Annotated in this window: 16 protein-coding genes; 10 read left to right on the top strand and 6 right to left on the bottom strand. The window is 66.9% G+C overall.

The window, feature by feature from the left end:
* Nucleotides 1-138 precede the first annotated feature (138 nt).
* The 3 genes from ACN0SE_RS10895 to ACN0SE_RS10885 all read left to right on the top strand — a co-directional run bounded on the left by ACN0SE_RS10895 (nt 139) and on the right by ACN0SE_RS10885 (nt 2,030).
* The gene (locus ACN0SE_RS10895; protein ID WP_417524543.1) at nt 139-318 is read left to right on the top strand and encodes a hypothetical protein; all 180 of its coding nucleotides are present in this window, start codon (nt 139-141) and stop codon (nt 316-318) included.
* Between the two features lie 313 nt (nt 319-631).
* Entirely contained in the window at nt 632-1,123 is a 492-nt protein-coding gene (locus tag ACN0SE_RS10890; protein ID WP_417524542.1) for a DUF2244 domain-containing protein, read from the top strand.
* 4 nt (nt 1,124-1,127) lie between these two features.
* Nucleotides 1,128-2,030: a hypothetical protein gene (locus ACN0SE_RS10885; RefSeq protein ID WP_417524541.1), complete on the top strand. Its 903-nt coding sequence runs from the start codon at nt 1,128-1,130 to the stop codon at nt 2,028-2,030.
* A 568-nt stretch (nt 2,031-2,598) separates the two neighbouring features.
* Here the strand turns inward: ACN0SE_RS10885 and ACN0SE_RS10880 are convergent.
* A complete protein-coding gene (locus ACN0SE_RS10880) occupies nt 2,599-3,063 on the bottom strand; it encodes a GatB/YqeY domain-containing protein (RefSeq protein WP_417524540.1) in 465 nt (154 codons plus the stop codon).
* A gap of 205 nt (nt 3,064-3,268) precedes the next feature.
* On the opposite strand from ACN0SE_RS10880, the gene carA reads away from it, so the two are divergent.
* Together carA and ACN0SE_RS10870 are read left to right on the top strand one after the other, a co-directional pair.
* Complete coding sequence (carA, locus tag ACN0SE_RS10875) at nt 3,269-4,432, top strand: glutamine-hydrolyzing carbamoyl-phosphate synthase small subunit (protein WP_417524539.1); 1,164 nt, start codon at nt 3,269-3,271, stop codon at nt 4,430-4,432.
* A 133-nt stretch (nt 4,433-4,565) separates the two neighbouring features.
* The gene (locus ACN0SE_RS10870) at nt 4,566-6,470 is read left to right on the top strand and encodes a glycosyltransferase family 2 protein (RefSeq protein WP_417524538.1); all 1,905 of its coding nucleotides are present in this window, start codon (nt 4,566-4,568) and stop codon (nt 6,468-6,470) included.
* On the opposite strand, the gene ACN0SE_RS10865 is transcribed toward ACN0SE_RS10870, so the two are convergent.
* Complete coding sequence (locus tag ACN0SE_RS10865; RefSeq protein WP_417524537.1) at nt 6,467-7,111, bottom strand: GntR family transcriptional regulator; 645 nt, start codon at nt 7,109-7,111, stop codon at nt 6,467-6,469. The genes ACN0SE_RS10870 and ACN0SE_RS10865 overlap by 4 nt on opposite strands.
* A gap of 98 nt (nt 7,112-7,209) precedes the next feature.
* On the opposite strand from ACN0SE_RS10865, the gene ACN0SE_RS10860 reads away from it, so the two are divergent.
* On the top strand, nt 7,210-7,854 hold the full coding sequence (locus tag ACN0SE_RS10860; protein WP_417524536.1) for a pyrimidine 5'-nucleotidase: 645 nt from the start codon (nt 7,210-7,212) through the stop codon (nt 7,852-7,854).
* 112 nt (nt 7,855-7,966) lie between these two features.
* Entirely contained in the window at nt 7,967-9,163 is a 1,197-nt protein-coding gene (locus ACN0SE_RS10855) for a UbiH/UbiF family hydroxylase (protein ID WP_417524535.1), read from the top strand.
* 3 nt (nt 9,164-9,166) lie between these two features.
* Here the strand turns inward: ACN0SE_RS10855 and ACN0SE_RS10850 are convergent, their stop codons facing one another.
* The 3 genes from ACN0SE_RS10850 to ilvC form a co-directional block, all read right to left on the bottom strand.
* Entirely contained in the window at nt 9,167-9,409 is a 243-nt protein-coding gene (locus ACN0SE_RS10850; RefSeq protein WP_417524534.1) for a hypothetical protein, read from the bottom strand.
* 49 nt (nt 9,410-9,458) lie between these two features.
* A complete protein-coding gene (locus ACN0SE_RS10845) occupies nt 9,459-10,679 on the bottom strand; it encodes a S8 family serine peptidase (protein WP_417524533.1) in 1,221 nt (406 codons plus the stop codon).
* A 215-nt stretch (nt 10,680-10,894) separates the two neighbouring features.
* Nucleotides 10,895-11,917, bottom strand: a complete 1,023-nt coding sequence (gene ilvC / locus ACN0SE_RS10840; RefSeq protein WP_417524532.1) for a ketol-acid reductoisomerase — start codon at nt 11,915-11,917, stop codon at nt 10,895-10,897.
* Between the two features lie 136 nt (nt 11,918-12,053).
* On the opposite strand from ilvC, the gene ACN0SE_RS10835 reads away from it, so the two are divergent.
* The 3 genes from ACN0SE_RS10835 to ACN0SE_RS10825 all read left to right on the top strand — a co-directional run bounded on the left by ACN0SE_RS10835 (nt 12,054) and on the right by ACN0SE_RS10825 (nt 14,383).
* The gene (locus ACN0SE_RS10835) at nt 12,054-12,509 is read left to right on the top strand and encodes an Lrp/AsnC family transcriptional regulator (RefSeq protein WP_417524531.1); all 456 of its coding nucleotides are present in this window, start codon (nt 12,054-12,056) and stop codon (nt 12,507-12,509) included.
* 226 nt (nt 12,510-12,735) lie between these two features.
* A complete protein-coding gene (locus tag ACN0SE_RS10830; RefSeq protein WP_417524530.1) occupies nt 12,736-13,194 on the top strand; it encodes an Lrp/AsnC family transcriptional regulator in 459 nt (152 codons plus the stop codon).
* Between the two features lie 64 nt (nt 13,195-13,258).
* Nucleotides 13,259-14,383 carry an aminotransferase class V-fold PLP-dependent enzyme gene (locus ACN0SE_RS10825; RefSeq protein WP_417524529.1) on the top strand — a complete coding sequence of 375 codons (1,125 nt, stop codon included), beginning with the start codon at nt 13,259-13,261 and terminating at the stop codon, nt 14,381-14,383.
* Between the two features lie 265 nt (nt 14,384-14,648).
* On the opposite strand, the gene glmM is transcribed toward ACN0SE_RS10825, so the two are convergent.
* Nucleotides 14,649-15,992, bottom strand: a complete 1,344-nt coding sequence (gene glmM, locus ACN0SE_RS10820; RefSeq protein ID WP_417524528.1) for a phosphoglucosamine mutase — start codon at nt 15,990-15,992, stop codon at nt 14,649-14,651.

Genomic DNA, 15,992 nt, shown 5'->3' with positions numbered 1-15,992 from the left:
GTTTGCAGGGCGGTGTCGGTTCCGGGGGCGGCGTTTATGACGGGGAGGTAAAAGACTACGGGCTTGTGACACCGCGCACATACGGACCGGGCGCAACGTGTCATGCTGCAACTGCATTATTTGCAAAGGACTTTTTCCATGACACGCTTTGCCACGCTACTCGCCGCCGGCCTTCTGGCCGGCTTCGCGGCCGCCCCGGTCCTGGCCTTCGGCGCCGACATCCTGCCGCTTCTGACCTATCCTTCGGACGCCCAGCCGCAGGGTGACACCCCGACTCGCGGCGGCATCTGCCTGCTCTGCCCCGCCACCCCGGACTGAGACGTGACCCGTCTTCGTGACAGCTTTCCGGCCGGCACCTTCCGGCGCTGTGACCCCGGTCACACGCGCATACAGGAGGACGTAACAGCCTGACAAAGGGGCGCCGAAAGGCGCTCTTGCTGGCGGAAGCCCCAACTTTCGTCAGCCGGGGCCGCGGCGCGCGACCATCCCCTGGCTCGCTCCCTGTGCGCCCGGCCCCGCTCCAACCCCCTGGCCAGCCCTGACGCCCGGCGTGCCGGAGCGCCCAGCCGCGTCGGCGGGATGCGTCGATATTTCAGTCGACGTCCGGCAAGGCCAAACCTATATGTAATCCATGCCCTATCGATGGTCGCCCAGCCCTTCTCCGAACGAGGCCGAATTGCGCCTCTGGCCGCATGAATCGCTGCCTCCGAAGGGCTATGCCGCCTTCCTTCTGGCGACCTTTGCTCTCGCCACCATTCCGCTCTTCGGCCTGCTCGGCACCGCGCTGCTCTGGGGGCTGCTGCCCTTTCTGCTGCTGGCGCTTGGCGGGCTGTGGTATGCGCTCGACCGCAATCACCGCGATTGCCAGCTGCTCGAGGTGCTCAGGGTGACGCCGGACGAAATTTCCCTGACCCGGCACAACCCGCGCGGCCCCGCGCAATGCTGGGCCTGCAAGACCTACTGGGCGCGGCCGCATCTGCACCGCGAGGGCGGGCCGGTGCCGTTCTATGTCACCCTGACCGGTGGCGGCCGCGAGGTCGAGATCGGCGCCTTCCTGTCTGAGGACGAGCGCATCGCGCTCTATCAGGACCTCACCCGGCAAGTGCCGCCGGCGCGGATCTAGGCCGATGGCGCAAATCCCGGCCACCCCGAAACCTGCCCGCCTGAGACGCCTTGTCACCGCTGCCACCGCCGGGCCCAATGTGCTCTTGGCGCGTGACGACAAGCTGCAACCGTCGGAGCGTGCCGCCCTCGCCTTGCGTCCGTTCTCTGCCAAGGCGGCGCCCCAGGCCGTGGTCTTCCTGATCCCGCTGGTCGGCCGTCACCATGTCGGCAACTGGGAGAGCACCTGCGCCCGCCTCGGTGCCACTCTGGCCGGGCTGCAGCGCCAGAGCGACAGCCGCTGGCAGGCGGTGATCTGCGGCCAGGACCGGCCCGAGGACCTGCCCGACGATCCGCGCATCACCTTCCTGCCCTTCACTACGCCCGTCGAGGGCAACGACAAATGGCGCAAGCTGGCGCAGCTCTGCGATCACCTGCCGGAGCTGGGGATCGGGGCCGGCTACGCGATGACCTTTGACGCCGACGATCTGGCGCATCCCGGGCTGGTCGAAGAAATGATGCAGCGCGCGGCCCCCGGCGGCTACCTGGCGCAGACCGGCTATATCCTCGATCACCGCGCCGACACGCTGGCCTGCGCCGCGCCGCGCAGCCTGTCGCAACCCTTGCGCAAACCGTTCTGGAAGCTCTGCGGCTCCTGCGCGGCCCTGCGCTTCGATCTCGCGAACGGCGCGGCCGAGGTCGATTTCCTGCGCGAGATGAGCCAGCACGAGCACCGGATGTTCCCCTATCTGGCGCGGCTCGCCGGTCGCGCGCTGACTGCGCTCGAGGCGCCGCGGGTGCTCTATCTGCTGAACCACGGCGAAAACTTCGGCGCGCGCCGGGGGCGGGTGAGTTTCAAGACCCGCTTCGTCCAGCGCTTCCGTGTCGAGGATGATGCCGAGATCCGCCGGGACTATCGGATCGACTGACCTTGAGTTGCGTCAACTTCGGTTCAAGGCACCCAGCGCGTTAGCAGCGGCCGCAGGCCGCCGCGCATCATGCCAGAGGCATGCCTTCGGCATGACGGGCCGCCCCCACGGCACGGCGATTTGGCTGCCAAAAGCGCGCCGATCTGAGGTCTTCCGGACTTGGCTGAGATAAAGTAATGCCGACCCAATGGAGGATCGCCGCACCTCGGCCCGACGCTCCACGGCTTGCGACAAAGCTACAAGGCCCAACGACCTGAGCAAGGCACCCAGCGCGTTAACAGCGGCTGCAAGCCGCCGCGCGTCGCCGGGCCGCCTCCACGGCACGGCGATTTGGCTGGCACAAGCGCGCCGATCTGATCTTATCCGGATTTGGCTGGGATAAAGCGCTGCCGAACCAACGGAGGATCGCCGCACCGCGGCCCGACGCTCCACGGCTTGCGCTAAAGCTACAAGGCCCAACGACCGGAGCAAGGCACCCTGCGCGCTAACAGCGGCGGCAAGCCATAGGCATGCCTCCGGCATGAAGGGTCGCCTTCACGGCCCGGCGATGCGCGTCAGCCCCAGCCGTTCAGCCCTGAGACAACCGCGTCTTGACCAGAGGCCCGACCGCGCCGAAATCCATCTGGCCGGTGTAGCGCGCCTTCAGCGCCCCCATCACCTTGCCCATGTCGCGGATGGACGACGCGCCGACCTCGGCCACTGCCGCGTCCACCGCCGCGGCCACTTCCTTGTCGTCGAGCTTGCGCGGCAGGAATTCCTCGATCACCTCGATCTCTGCCAGCTCGCGCTCGGCCAGGTCCAGCCGGCCGCCCTCTTCGTAGGTGCGCGCGCTTTCCTGGCGCTGCTTGACCATCTTGCCGAGGATGGCAAGCACGTCGCGCTCGCCCAGGGTCTCTTCCTCGCCGCTGCCGCGCAGGGCGATCTCGCGGTCCTTGATGGCGGCACTGATCAGCCGCAATGTCGACAGGCGCCGGGCATCCTTGTCCCGCATTGCCTGTTTGAGCGCTGACGTGATCTCTGCGCGTAAACTCATGTCGTCCCATCCCCATGGGTTAATCCCAGCCTCGAACCATACGCCAAGCCTCGCGCAGAGGCAATGCCAGCCGCAGCCAGATAACCCGCTGTAAACAAACGATATTTGAATTTCCCGACAGGTCCATCTAGGGCCTTGACCCCATGCCGGTCCGGGCATAGGTTCGCGCAAATTTGCCCCATATACCGCCACAGGGAGTCGCCCGATGACCGCACGCGCCGATCAGACGCCCACCGCCTGCCTCGCTCTTGCCGATGGCACGGTCTTTTATGGCACGGGTTTTGGCGCCACCGGAACCCGCGTCGCCGAACTGTGCTTCAACACCGCCATGACCGGCTACCAGGAGATCATGACCGATCCCTCTTATGCCGGACAGGTCGTCACCTTCACCTTCCCGCATATCGGCAATGTCGGTGTGAACCCCGAGGATGACGAAACCGCCGATCCGGTGGCCGAGGGCATGGTGGTCAAGTGGATGCCCACCGAGCCGTCGAACTGGCGCGCGGTGCAGGAGCTGTCGGACTGGCTGGCCGCCCGGGGCCGGATCGCCATCGGCGGCATCGACACCCGCCGGCTGACCCGGGCGATCCGCCAGCAGGGCGCGCCGCATGTGGCGCTGGCACATGATCCCGAGGGCAACTTCGACATCGAGGCGCTGGTCGCCAAGGCGCGCGCCTTCAAGGGGCTGATGGGGCTCGACCTTGCCAAGGACGTGACCTGCGCGCAGAGCTACCGCTGGGACGAGATGCGCTGGGCCTGGCCCGAGGGCTATGCCCCGCAGACCGCACCCAAGCACAAGGTCGTTGCCGTCGATTATGGCGCGAAACGCAACATCCTGCGTTGCCTGGCCTCGGCCGGCTGCGACGTCACCGTGCTGCCCGCCACCGCCACGGCGGAAGAGGTCATGGCCCACAATCCCGACGGCATCTTCCTGTCGAACGGCCCGGGCGACCCGGCGGCCACCGGTGAATATGCCGTGCCGATGATCAAGCAGCTGCTGGACGAGACCGACCTGCCGATGTTCGGCATCTGCCTCGGTCACCAGATGCTGGCGCTGGCGCTTGGCGGCCGCACCATCAAGATGAACCACGGCCACCACGGCGCCAACCACCCGGTCAAGGACATGGTCACCGGCAAGGTCGAGATCACCTCGATGAACCACGGCTTTGCCGTCGACGCTGCCACCCTGCCCGACAACGTGGTGCAGACCCATGTCTCGCTGTTCGACGGCTCGAACTGCGGCATCGCGCTGAACGCCGGCGATCGCAAGGTCTATTCGGTGCAGCACCACCCCGAGGCCAGCCCCGGCCCGCAGGACAGCTTCTACCTGTTCGAGCAATTCGCCGAGGCGATGGCGGCGCGCGCCTGAACCGCCGTCAGGCCGGACATTCCAGACAGGGGTTAACCGCGCTTCGGCGTGGTTAACTCTTTGTTAGGGCTTCGTTTACCGAACATTAATCTAAAATTCGTCATTCTTGGCCAGCAGCTACGAGGCCAGGATCATGAGTCCCCCACAACTGCAATTGCGCGGTCGTCAGACCGCCCGTCTCAGTCGTCACTACCAATTGCCGCTGGGACGTATCCTGGTCGACATGGGGGTGATCACGGCCGCGGATTTCCTGCGCGTCCTGGCGATCCACAATCAGTGCAAGGCGCCGATCCATCAGGTGTTGCTGGCCGAGGGCTTTGCCACAGCTGAAGAGGTCCTGCGCGCCCAGGCGGCGCGATGGGCGGCGCTGTCGCTGGTGCTGGAGGAGGCACCGCCAGATGCCGACTGCGCCCTGGCGCTCGATCCCCTGACCTGCCTGGAACACGGGGTCATGCCCTGGACGCGGCTGGGCGACACGTTGGTGCTTGCCACCTGCCACCCCGACCGCTTCGAGGCGCTGCGCGCGCTCTTGCCAGACGAGGTCGGCCCGGTGGTCATGGGCATCGCCACCGAGGCCGACATCCACGCCGCCATCGCCCGTTGCCACGGGCCGCTGCTCTCGGACCTGGCCGAGACCGGCCTGCCGGAGGAGGACAGCTGCCGCAACCTGCGCCGCGTCTCGACACCGCGCCACCTGCGGCTGGTGGCGCTGGCCGCGCTTGGCGGCGTTGGTGTGATGCTGGCCCTGCCGCTGTTCTTCTACGCCTTCGCGGCGACCTGGGCGGTGCTCACCCTCGCCGCGCTTGTGCTCTTGAAGCTCGGCGCCTTCATTGCCCGGCTGCGCGCGCCCCTGCCCCGCACCACGCCGCCGCCGGAAGACGCCCGCCGCCCGCCGCCCAAGGTCTCGATCCTGGTGCCGCTCTTCCGCGAAACCTCGATCGCGGCGCGGCTGGTCACCCGGCTGTCGCGGCTGACCTATCCGAAATCCCGGCTCGACGTGGTGCTGCTGCTCGAGGCCGAAGACCTCCTGACCCGCAAGGCGCTGTCGCGCGCCGATCTGCCGCCCTGGATGCGCATCCTGGTGGTGCCGCCGGGTGAGCTCACCACCAAGCCGCGGGCGCTGAACTATGGTCTGCGGTTCTGCGACGGCGACATCATCGGCATCTACGACGCCGAGGACAATCCCGCCCCCGACCAGATTGGCCTGGTGGCCGCGCATTTCGAAGAGGCCCCGCCAGAGGTCGCCTGCCTGCAGGGCATCCTCGATTACTACAATCCCTATTCCAACTGGCTGTCGCGCTGTTTCACCATCGAATATGCCACTTGGTTCCGCATCGTCCTGCCCGGCATGTCGCGCATGGGCTTTCCCATTCCGCTGGGCGGCACCACGCTGTTCTGTCGCCGCAAGGTGTTGGAAGCGGTCGGCGGCTGGGATGCCCATAACGTCACCGAGGATGCCGATCTGGGCATCCGCCTCGCCCGCCGCGGCTTTCGCATCGAGATGATCGACTCTGTCACGCTGGAAGAGGCCAATTGCCGTCCCTGGCCCTGGATCCGCCAGCGTTCACGCTGGCTCAAGGGCTACATGGCGACCTACCTCGTCCACATGCGCCGGCCCGGCGCGCTGCTGCGCGATCTGGGCTGGAAACGGTTTCTCGGCTTTCAGGTGCTGTTTCTCGGCGCGATCAGCCAGTTCCTCCTGGCGCCGGTGCTCTGGACCTTCTGGATCGCGGTCTTCGGCCTGCCGCATCCGCTGGTCGACTGGATGGGCCCGGGGCCCGAGGCCTTCGTGCTGTCATTCTTCCTGCTGGCGGAATGCACCGGACTGGTAATCGGTGCCACGGCGGTGGCCAGCCCGCAGCACCGCGGGCTGATCCCCTGGGTGCCGACGCTGCTGTTCTATTTCCCGATGGGCAGCATCGCGCTCTACAAGGGGCTGATCGAGCTCATGCTGAAGCCGTTCTACTGGGACAAGACCGACCACGGCCATTCCAACTCCGAGCCGCTGATCGATCACGAAGAAGCGCCGGCGCCCTAGTTTTCGTTGCGCGAGTCGAGCTTGAGCCGGGTGACGAAGGCCACCGAGATATGCGATTTCAGCGCCTCGTAGGCCGCCGCCTCGTCGCGCGCCTCGATGGCGCGGACGATGGCCTCATGCTCGGCCAGCGCCTTTTCGCCCCGACCCTCGGCCGCCAGCGAGGTTGTGGCCATCAGCGCCATCGACCGGTGCACCAGGTCGAGTTGCTGCACAAGGAAGCGGTTGTGAGAGGCCAGGTGAATCTGCTTGTGAAACCGCCGGTTGGCACGCGACAGCGCTGAGGGGTTGTCGACCAGCGCCCGGTCTTCCTTGACCATGTCACGCAGCACCCGGACCTCTTCCGCGGTGGCATGACGCGCCGCCAGCCGCGCGGCCAGCCCTTCCAGCTCGGTGCGCACCACGTAGAGCTCGGCCATCTGGTTGTGATCGAGCGAGGCCACGATCAGCGAACGGCCGTCACGCGACAGCAGGGATTGCGTTTCCAGACGTTGCAGCGCCTCGCGGATCGGCGTGCGGCTCATGCCCAGACGTTCGGCCAGATCGCTCTCAACCAGCCGATCACCGGGGCGGAAGGTGCCCACGTCAATCGCTTCGAGGATCATCGTATAGGCGTCTTTCTGCGGCGTCGTCTTCTGGCTCACGCATGTCTCCTTTGTCCCGGGCGCGACCTTAGCCAGCCCGGCCCGGCCCGGCAATACGGCCATTGCGCGCGCTGCCGCGGGCGCGTAGCGTCCGGGCCATGGCAAAAGACCTCTTCTCGCATGTGGCCCATTGGGTCTTCGACCTCGACAATACGCTCTATCCGCCCGAAAGCCGGCTGTTTGCCCAGATCGAGCCGCGGATGACGGCCTATGTGATGCAGGCGCTCGGCGTGACCGAGGCCGAAGCCAGCCACCTGCGGGTGCACTACTGGAAGACCTACGGCACCACGCTGGCCGGGCTGATGCGCGAACATGACGTCGACCCGACGCCCTATCTCGAGGATGTGCACCAGATCGATTTCTCGGTGCTGACCCCCGATCCGGAGCTCGCCGCGCGGATCCGCGCCCTGCCGGGGCGTCGCATCGTCTACACCAACGGCACATCGCCTTACGCCGAAGAGGTGCTGGCGGCGCGCGGGCTCTCGGGGCTGTTCGATGCGGTCTATGGCGTTGAACATGCCGAGTTCCGTCCCAAGCCCGAGCGGGAAGCCTTCGAGACGATCTTTGCCCGAGACGGCACCGATCCCGCCCGCGCCGCGATGTTCGAGGACGATCCCCGCAACCTCGCCGCGCCGCATGCTATGGGAATGCGCACCGTGCATGTCGCGCCCGAACGGCTCGAGGCCGATCACATCCACCACCACACCAACGACCTCAGCGGTTTCCTCGGCACGCTCACGTAGGGTGGGTTTCCAACCCACCGCTCCGGTCAATACCACCATGCCGCACCCTGCCCCATGGCAACCGCCGCCCCGGGCGCTATAACCTCGCCAAGCAAGACGACAGAGGCGCGCCATGGATCACGACATTCTCATCGCCGGCGGCGGCATCGCCGGGCTGACTGCGGCGGCGGCCTATGGCACCGCTGGTTTCTCGGTGCTCTGCGTCGATCCCGCCCCGCCCGTCACCAGCCGCGAGGCCGAGGGTGCCGACCTGCGCAGCACCGCTTTCCTGCAACCGGCACGCAGCTTCCTCGGAGAGGCCGGCCTCTGGGACCGTCTCGCCCCCCATGCTACGCCATTGCAGACCATGCGGATCATCGACGCCGGCGGCGCCACGTCAGAGGCCCGGCTCAGCCGCGATTTCGAGGCGGCGGATCTCTCGCCCGACCTGCCCTTTGGCTGGAACCTGCCGAACTGGCTGCTGCGGCGCGAGATGGCCGCGCGGCTGGACGAGATGGAGACCGTCACCTTCCGCACCGGTGTCGCCGTCGAGACGCTCTTCACCCGCACCAGCTCTGCCAGCGTCACCCTGTCTGACGGCAGCAAGGTAACCTGCCGGCTGGTGATCGCCGCCGATGGTCGCGACAGCGCGCTGCGGCAGGCCGCGGGCATAGATGTCGCCTGCACCCGCTTCGGCCAGAAGGCTCTGGCCTTTGCCGTCACCCACCCGATCCCGCATGGCAATGTCTCGACCGAGATCCACCGCACCGGCGGCCCCTTCACCCTGGTGCCGCTGCCCGATCACGAAGGCCGGCCCTCGTCGGCGGTGGTCTGGATGGAGGAAGGCCCGAGGGCCGCCGCGCTGCACGCCATGGACGTGCCCGACTTCGAGGCGGCAATGACCGAGCGTTCGGCGCATCAGTTCGGTCCGCTGAGCCTGGCGTCGCGGCGCTCGATCTGGCCGATCATTGCTCAGCACGCCCGGGAACTGTCCTCGGAGCGGCTGGCGCTGGTGGCCGAGGCCGCGCATGTGGTGCCGCCGATCGGCGCGCAGGGGCTCAACATGTCGCTGACCGATCTGAAGGTGCTGCGCGACCTTGCCAGTGCCGCGCCCGAGAGCCTTGGCGATGCCGCCATGCTCGAAGGCTATCACCGCGCCCGGATCATCGACATCCGCGCCCGCGTTGCCGGGATCACCGCGCTCAACCGAGTGTCGATGATGTCGACGCCGATGCTGCGCGACCTGCGCGCCGCAGGCCTCGGCGCTTTGCACGGGGCGGCGCCACTGCGCCGGGCGCTGATGCAGCTGGGGCTCGGCCAGGGCCGCTAGACTTTACTGCGGCGTATTGCTGTCGAGCGGCGGCAATTGATACCCGGCTTCCGGCTCGGCTTCGAGCACGCCCTCGGTAGCCTTGAGCCTTTCCAGGTTCTCGCTGTCAGCGGTGCCAAAAATCACCCCGATCGCCGGGATGCTGTTCTCGATCCGCAGGCCCGCCGCCGTCAGCGCGCGGCAGACCTCGTCGGGCTTGTCGCGATGCGCATCGTCGAGCACGATCTTCAGGGTGACATCGGACATGGCCAATTCCTTTGCGAGGGGCCTCCCTGATATAGGAGGCCGCCGCTCCCTATGCCACCGGCACCTTTTCGCAATCGCCAACCGGCGCGCCCTGCGGCGCCTGGCCCAGTCCGGTGCCGACGTCAGTGGCCAGCCCCGAGACCGTCTTTGCGCTGTCGGTCAGCGCCGTCCACAGCGCCTGGCCGCGCAGGCTCGCGTCGCTCTCTGCCAACAGGGCAGCAAGTCCCGCCACATGCGGACAGGCCATGCTGGTGCCGCTCAGCGCGTTGTAGAGTTGCGGCCGTGGCACCGAAGAGAGCACGGCGACCCCAGGGGCCGCGATGTCGATCTCGCCACCCCCGGCGTTGATCTCGCCGCAGGAGAAATTGGCGACTTTCAGCTCTTCGTCGAGCGCCGCCACCGCCATGATCGACCGGGAATTGGCCGGCGCGCCCACCGGCGCGATGAAGCCGAACTGCCGGGCCGAGCTGTTGCCCGCGGCCGCCACGATCAGCGAGCCGGAGTCGAGCGCCAGCTGCCCCACCCGCTCATAGGCGGCCGAGGGCTCTTCGCCCGGACGCACCGAGCGGCCCAGCGACATCGAGATCACCTGGCAGCCCTGCTGGATCGCCCAGACCATGCCGTTAAGGATGTCACGCTCGCGCCCCGAGCCGGAATCGTTGAGCACCTTGCCGACATGCAGCAGCGCCTCAGACGCCACGCCGTAGCGCGGCACCCCGGCGGTCGCCATCCGCCCGGCGGCGGTGCCGGCGCAATGGGTGCCGTGGCCCTGGACGTCCTGCGCGGTCTGACCGGTGACAAAGCTCTGCTGTACCACGTCGCGGCCGATGAAATCCGGGTGGTCGAAGTCGAGCCCGGTGTCGAGCACCGCCAGCTTGATGCCCTCGCCGGTAAAGCGCGAGGTCTCGGCCCCGGTAGCCGCCACGCCCCAGGTGCGCTCGGTGTTGTCCTGAAAGGCCTGGATGGCGAACATCCAGAACTCCGGCCGCGCCTCGAGCACCGATTGCTCGTTCGACAGAAGATCGCCCGAGCGCTGGGCATCGACGTTCTCGGAGATCACGGCAATGCCGACGTCCTCGAGCAGAAGCGCCGGGGCGTCTTCGCGGACCTCGGCCGATCGGCCGGCGCGGGTGGACAGCGACTGTATGCCTTCACCGGCGCTGTTGGTCAGCGCGCGGCGTTGTTCGGCCACGTCGGAGTCGGGGTGAAAGGTGACGATGGTGCCGCCGGTAGGTTGCGGGCGGAGAAGTTCCTGAAGGATCTGTGACATGGGTTCAACCGATTTTGTTGGAAAAGGGACGGGTCTTGAAGCTGGGAAAATATGGTGCAACTCACCTGCACCGATACCCGCAATGGTAGCATAACTAGAGAATTTTTCAACCTATGCAGCCAGCGCCCCCTGCCGGCGGCCGCAATGAAAAAACGCCCGGCAGCCTGTCGACTGCCGGGCGCGTCTCGCCTGGTCTCAGCGCTCTTGCGCGAAGATCAGTTCTTTTCCTTGTCGACCATCTTGCCGGCGGAAATCCACGGCATCATGCCGCGCAGCTTCTCGCCGACCTGCTCGATCTGGTGCTCGTCGTTGAGACGACGGGTGCCTTTGAAGTACGGCTGACCCGCTTGATTTTCCTGCATGAAGTCACGCACGAAGGCACCGGTCTGGATGTCGCGCAGAACCGCTTTCATCCGGGCCTTGGTCTCGTCGTAGGGCAGGATGCGCGGGCCGGAGACATATTCACCGTATTCCGCGGTGTTCGAGATCGAGTAGTTCATGTTGGCAATGCCGCCTTCGTAGATCAGGTCCACGATCAGCTTCACCTCGTGCAGGCACTCGAAATAGGCCATTTCCGGTGCATAGCCGGCTTCGACCAGGGTCTCGAAGCCCATGCGAATCAGCTCGACGAGGCCACCGCAGAGAACCGCCTGCTCACCGAAAAGGTCGGTTTCGCATTCCTCGCGGAAGTTGGTCTCGATGATGCCCGAGCGGCCGCCACCGATGGCGGAGCAGTAGGACAGACCGATTTCCAGCGCCTTGCCGGTGGCGTCCTGGTGAACGGCCACGAGGCAGGGCACGCCGCCGCCCTTGGTGTATTCGCCGCGCACGGTGTGGCCGGGGCCCTTGGGCGCCATCATGATGACGTCGACGCCGGGCTTGGGCTCGATCAGGCCGAAGTGCACGTTCAGACCGTGGGCAAAGGCAATCGCCGCGCCTTCTTTCAGGTTGTCGTGAACGTATTTCTTGTAGGTCTCGGCCTGCAGTTCGTCGGGCATGGTGAACATGATCACGTCACACCAGGCCGCGGCTTCCGCGATGCCCATGACCTGAAGGCCTTCGCCTTCGGCCTTCTTGGCCGAGGCCGAGCCTTCGCGCAGGGCGACGACGATGTTCTTGGCGCCAGAGTCGCGCAGGTTCAGCGCGTGGGCGTGGCCTTGCGAGCCGTAGCCCAGGATGGCGACTTTCTTGTCCTTGATCAGGTTCACATCGCAATCGCGATCGTAGTAGACGCGCATATCGGTCTTCCTTCTTGGTGGTGTGCGTTTGGGGGCAACCTACGCGAGGGCTGGCGTGAATGCGCGTTCAAAACCGCGATGATTTCACCGATTGGCGATTTAACTATTCGTACGATTGCAGTATCTCGATGAAATCATGCTCGACGATACAGACAGACGCATCCTTCGCCAGATGCAGGCCGCACCGGACCTGCCGCTTTCCGATCTCGCGCAGCGCGCCGATCTGACCCCCGCCACCCTGTCGCGGCGGCTCGAGCGGATGCGCGAGGCCGGCATCGTCAAAGGCAAGCGCGCCGAGGTCCATTGGCCGAGCCTCGGCTACGCCGTCGAGGTGTCGCTCCGGCTGACTCTCGACAAGACCCAGTCGCGCGCCTTCGAGGATTTCCTCGCCGCCGCGCGTGAGGTGCCCGAGGTGATCGAGATTCAGACCTTCCTCGGCCAGGTCGACGTGCGCCTTGCCGTCATCGCCCGCGACATCCCGCATTACCAGCAGATTTACCGCGAGCGTCTGCTCACCCTGCCCCATATCGCCGATGTCGAGGCGCTGATGCATGTCAGCCGGATCAAGGACGACGAGGCGCTGCCGGTATGACACCCTCTACCCCATCGACCAGAGAGGCGCGCAGGCGCCATGCCCGACCTCGGGAGGGCCTCAAGGCCCGCGACGCCCTGCGTTCCCTGACGCATCATCGCCGCGCGTGCTGCCGGCGGATTGACGAATGCCCTCCCGGGGGGGAGGTCGGGCATGGCGCCTGCGCGCCGGGTGCGCGGTTTGGTTGCGGTTGCGCGAGCCATCAACGCGCGAGGCAGGCGATACAGTGATCGACATCGACGACACCGACCGCGCCATCCTGCGCGCCCTGACCCGCGACGCCAGCCTTTCGGCCGGCCAGCTCGGCCGCCGTCTCGGCCTGTCGCAACCTGCCACCTGGCGGCGCATCAAGCGGCTGCGCGAGGGCGGCGTGATCTCCGGCACACGGCTGGTGCTCGACCGCGAGAAGCTGGGCTTCGGCGTCACCGTCTTTCTCGGGGTGAAACTGGCCACCAAGGGCCGCATCAGCCTTGAGGATTTCGAGCGCGCGGTCTGCGCCATCCCAGAGGTGCAGACCGTCGAGCACATTCTAGGCCTTTACGACTATCGCCTGCGGGTGGTGGCGCGGGATCTGTCGGATTTCGAGCGGGTGCTGCGCCGCCGGATCATGACCCTGCCCGGCGCCGGGCAGGTCGAGGCCAACGTGCTGCTGTCGGAAGAGCGCCTGCCGGGACCGCTCGGCTGACGCGATTGCCTTTTCACCGCCGCCGCGCTAGCCCTGAGGAAAATCCATCACAAGGGAGGCCCGCATGGCCCTGCGCGACGATATCGATCCCCAAGGTCTCGACGAGTTCTCGGTGGTCTTCACCGACCGCTCGCTCAACCACATGTCGGCCACCTTTCAGCAGGTGATGCGCGACATCAGCGAGACGCTGAAGACCGTCTACGGCGCCCAGGCCGCGGTGGTGGTGCCGGGCGGCGGCACCTTTGGCATGGAGGCCGTGGCGCGGCAGTTCGCCCAGGACGCCAAGTGTCTGGTGGTGCGCAACGGCTGGTTCTCCTTTCGCTGGAGCCAGATCTTCGAGATGGGAGGTTTCACCGGCTCCGAGACCGTGATGAAGGCGCGGCGCAGCGGCAACGACCCGCAAAGCCCCTTTGCCCCGGCCCCGATCGAAGAGGTCACCGCCCGCATCCGCGAGGAAAAGCCCGATCTGGTGATCGCGCCGCATGTGGAAACCTCCTCGGGCATCATCCTGCCGGACTCTTATCTGCGCGCCCTGACCGAGGCCGCCCATGAGGTCGGCGCGCTGATGGTGCTCGACTGCATCGCCTCGGGCTGCATCTGGGTCGACATGGCGGCCAGTGGCGTCGACGTGCTGATCTCGGCACCGCAGAAAGGCTGGTCGTCCACGCCCTGCGCCGGTCTGGTGATGCTGTCCGACCGCGCGCTGGCGCGGATGGAAGAGACGACGTCGAACAGCTTTGCCGCCGATCTGAAGAAATGGCACCAGATCATGACGGCCTATGAAAACGGCGGCCATGCCTATCACGCCACCATGCCCACCGACGGGCTGCGGATGTTCCGCGACACCATGCTGGAGAGCCGCGACTACGGTTTCGACCGGCTGAAGATGGCGCAATGGGCGCTGGGCACCAAGGTGCGGTCACTGCTGGCGTCGAAAGGGATCGCCTCGGTCGCGGCCGAGGGCTACGAGGCGCCCGGCGTGGTGGTGAGCTACACCGACAACCCCGAGGTGCAATCCGGCCGCGCCTTCGCCGCCCAGGGCACGCAGATCGCCGCCGGCGTGCCGCTGCAATGCGACGAGGGTGAAGGCTTCTCGACCTTCCGACTGGGGCTCTTCGGGTTGGACAAGCTCTATGACGTCGACGCCACCGTCGCGCGGCTCGACGCCGTTCTGGGCGAGGTTCTGTAGAGGCTGACCGGGAGGCCCCGGGTCGAGCCCAAGGCGCGAGGTGCTTATGCGCCTCGGCGGCCTAAAAGCCCGACGCCGTCCCGGACCCCGATCCGGGACCTCAACGGTCGCGGCAGGCGCACACTCTTAAGCGCCGAGCAGGAGGCCCCGGGTCAAGCCCGGGGCGCGAGGCTGTCAAGCGCCGCGGCGGTCTAAAAGCCCAACGCCGTCCCGGACCCCGATCCGGGACCTCAGCCTCAGCCTCGGCCTCGGCCTCAGCCCCCCCTCAGACCACCTCTTCCACCGCGCCGACCACCCGGTCAACCACGGCGGCGAGCATCGCCGGGTCCTCGCATTCCGCCATCACCCGGATCAGCGGCTCGGTGCCGGACTTGCGGATCAGCAGCCGGCCCTTGCCGTTCAGTTCGATCTCGGCCGAGGCGATCGCGGCCTTCACGCCCTCGGTCTCCAGCGGCAGTTGGCCTGCGCCGAAGCGGACGTTTCTCAGCATCTGCGGCACCGGGTCGAAGTTGTTGGCAAGCTCGCTGGCGCGGCGGCCGGTGCGGGTCATCGCGGCAAGAAACTGCAGGCCGGCCATCAGGCCGTCGCCGGTGGTGGCGTAATCGGTCATCACGATATGGCCCGACTGCTCGCCACCGAGGTTCCAGCCGCCGGCGCGCATCGCCTCGACCACGTAGCGGTCGCCGACGCCGGTACGTTCGAGCCGCAGACCCTTGGCCTGCAGGAACCGCTCGAGCCCGAGGTTCGACATCACCGTGGCCACCAGCGTGCCACCCCGCAGCCGGTCTTCCTCGGCCCATTGCGCCGCCATCAGCGCCATGATCTGATCGCCGTCGGCCACCTTGCCCTTTTCGTCGATGATGATCACCCGGTCGGCGTCACCGTCAAGGCAGATGCCGACGTCGGCGCCCTCGGCCAGCACCCGCGCCGCGGCGGCCTGCGGCTTGGTCGAACCGCAGTTGGCGTTGATGTTGAAGCCGTCGGGCTCGACACCGATGGCGATCACCTCGGCGCCCAACTCCCAGAGCACCTCCGGCGCGGCGCGATAGGCCGCGCCATTGGCGCAGTCGATCACCACCTTCATGCCGTCAAGCCGCATGTCGGTCGGAAAGGTGCTCTTGACCCGCTCCTGATAGCGGAAGCGGCCGTCGTCGATGCGCTTGGCCTTGCCGATGTTGTGGGCCTTGGCGGGCTCGACGCCCTCTTCGACCAGCCGCTCGATTTCCGCCTCGGCCTCGTCAGAGAGCTTGAAGCCATCGGGGCCGAAGAACTTGATGCCGTTGTCCTCGGCCGGGTTGTGCGAGGCCGAGATCATGATGCCCACGTCGGCCCGCATCGAGGGCGTCAGCAGACCCACCGCCGGCGTCGGCACCGGGCCCAGCAGCAGCACGCTCATGCCGGTCGAGGTCAGCCCGGCGGTCAGCGCGGTCTCGAACATGTAGCCCGAGCGGCGGGTGTCCTTGCCAATCACCACCCGGTGCACACCCTGATGACCCCGACGGAAATACCGCCCGGCGGCGGCGCCAAGCCGCAGCGCCATGTCCGCCGTCATCGGATCGTCGTTTGCCGTGCCGCGAATTCCGTCAGTGCCAAACAGACTGCGTGTCAT

It is taken from the genome of Marinovum sp. (assembly GCF_048263515.1).
GTDB lineage: Bacteria > Pseudomonadota > Alphaproteobacteria > Rhodobacterales > Rhodobacteraceae > Marinovum.
This window is presented reverse-complemented; position numbering and strand designations above follow the sequence as displayed.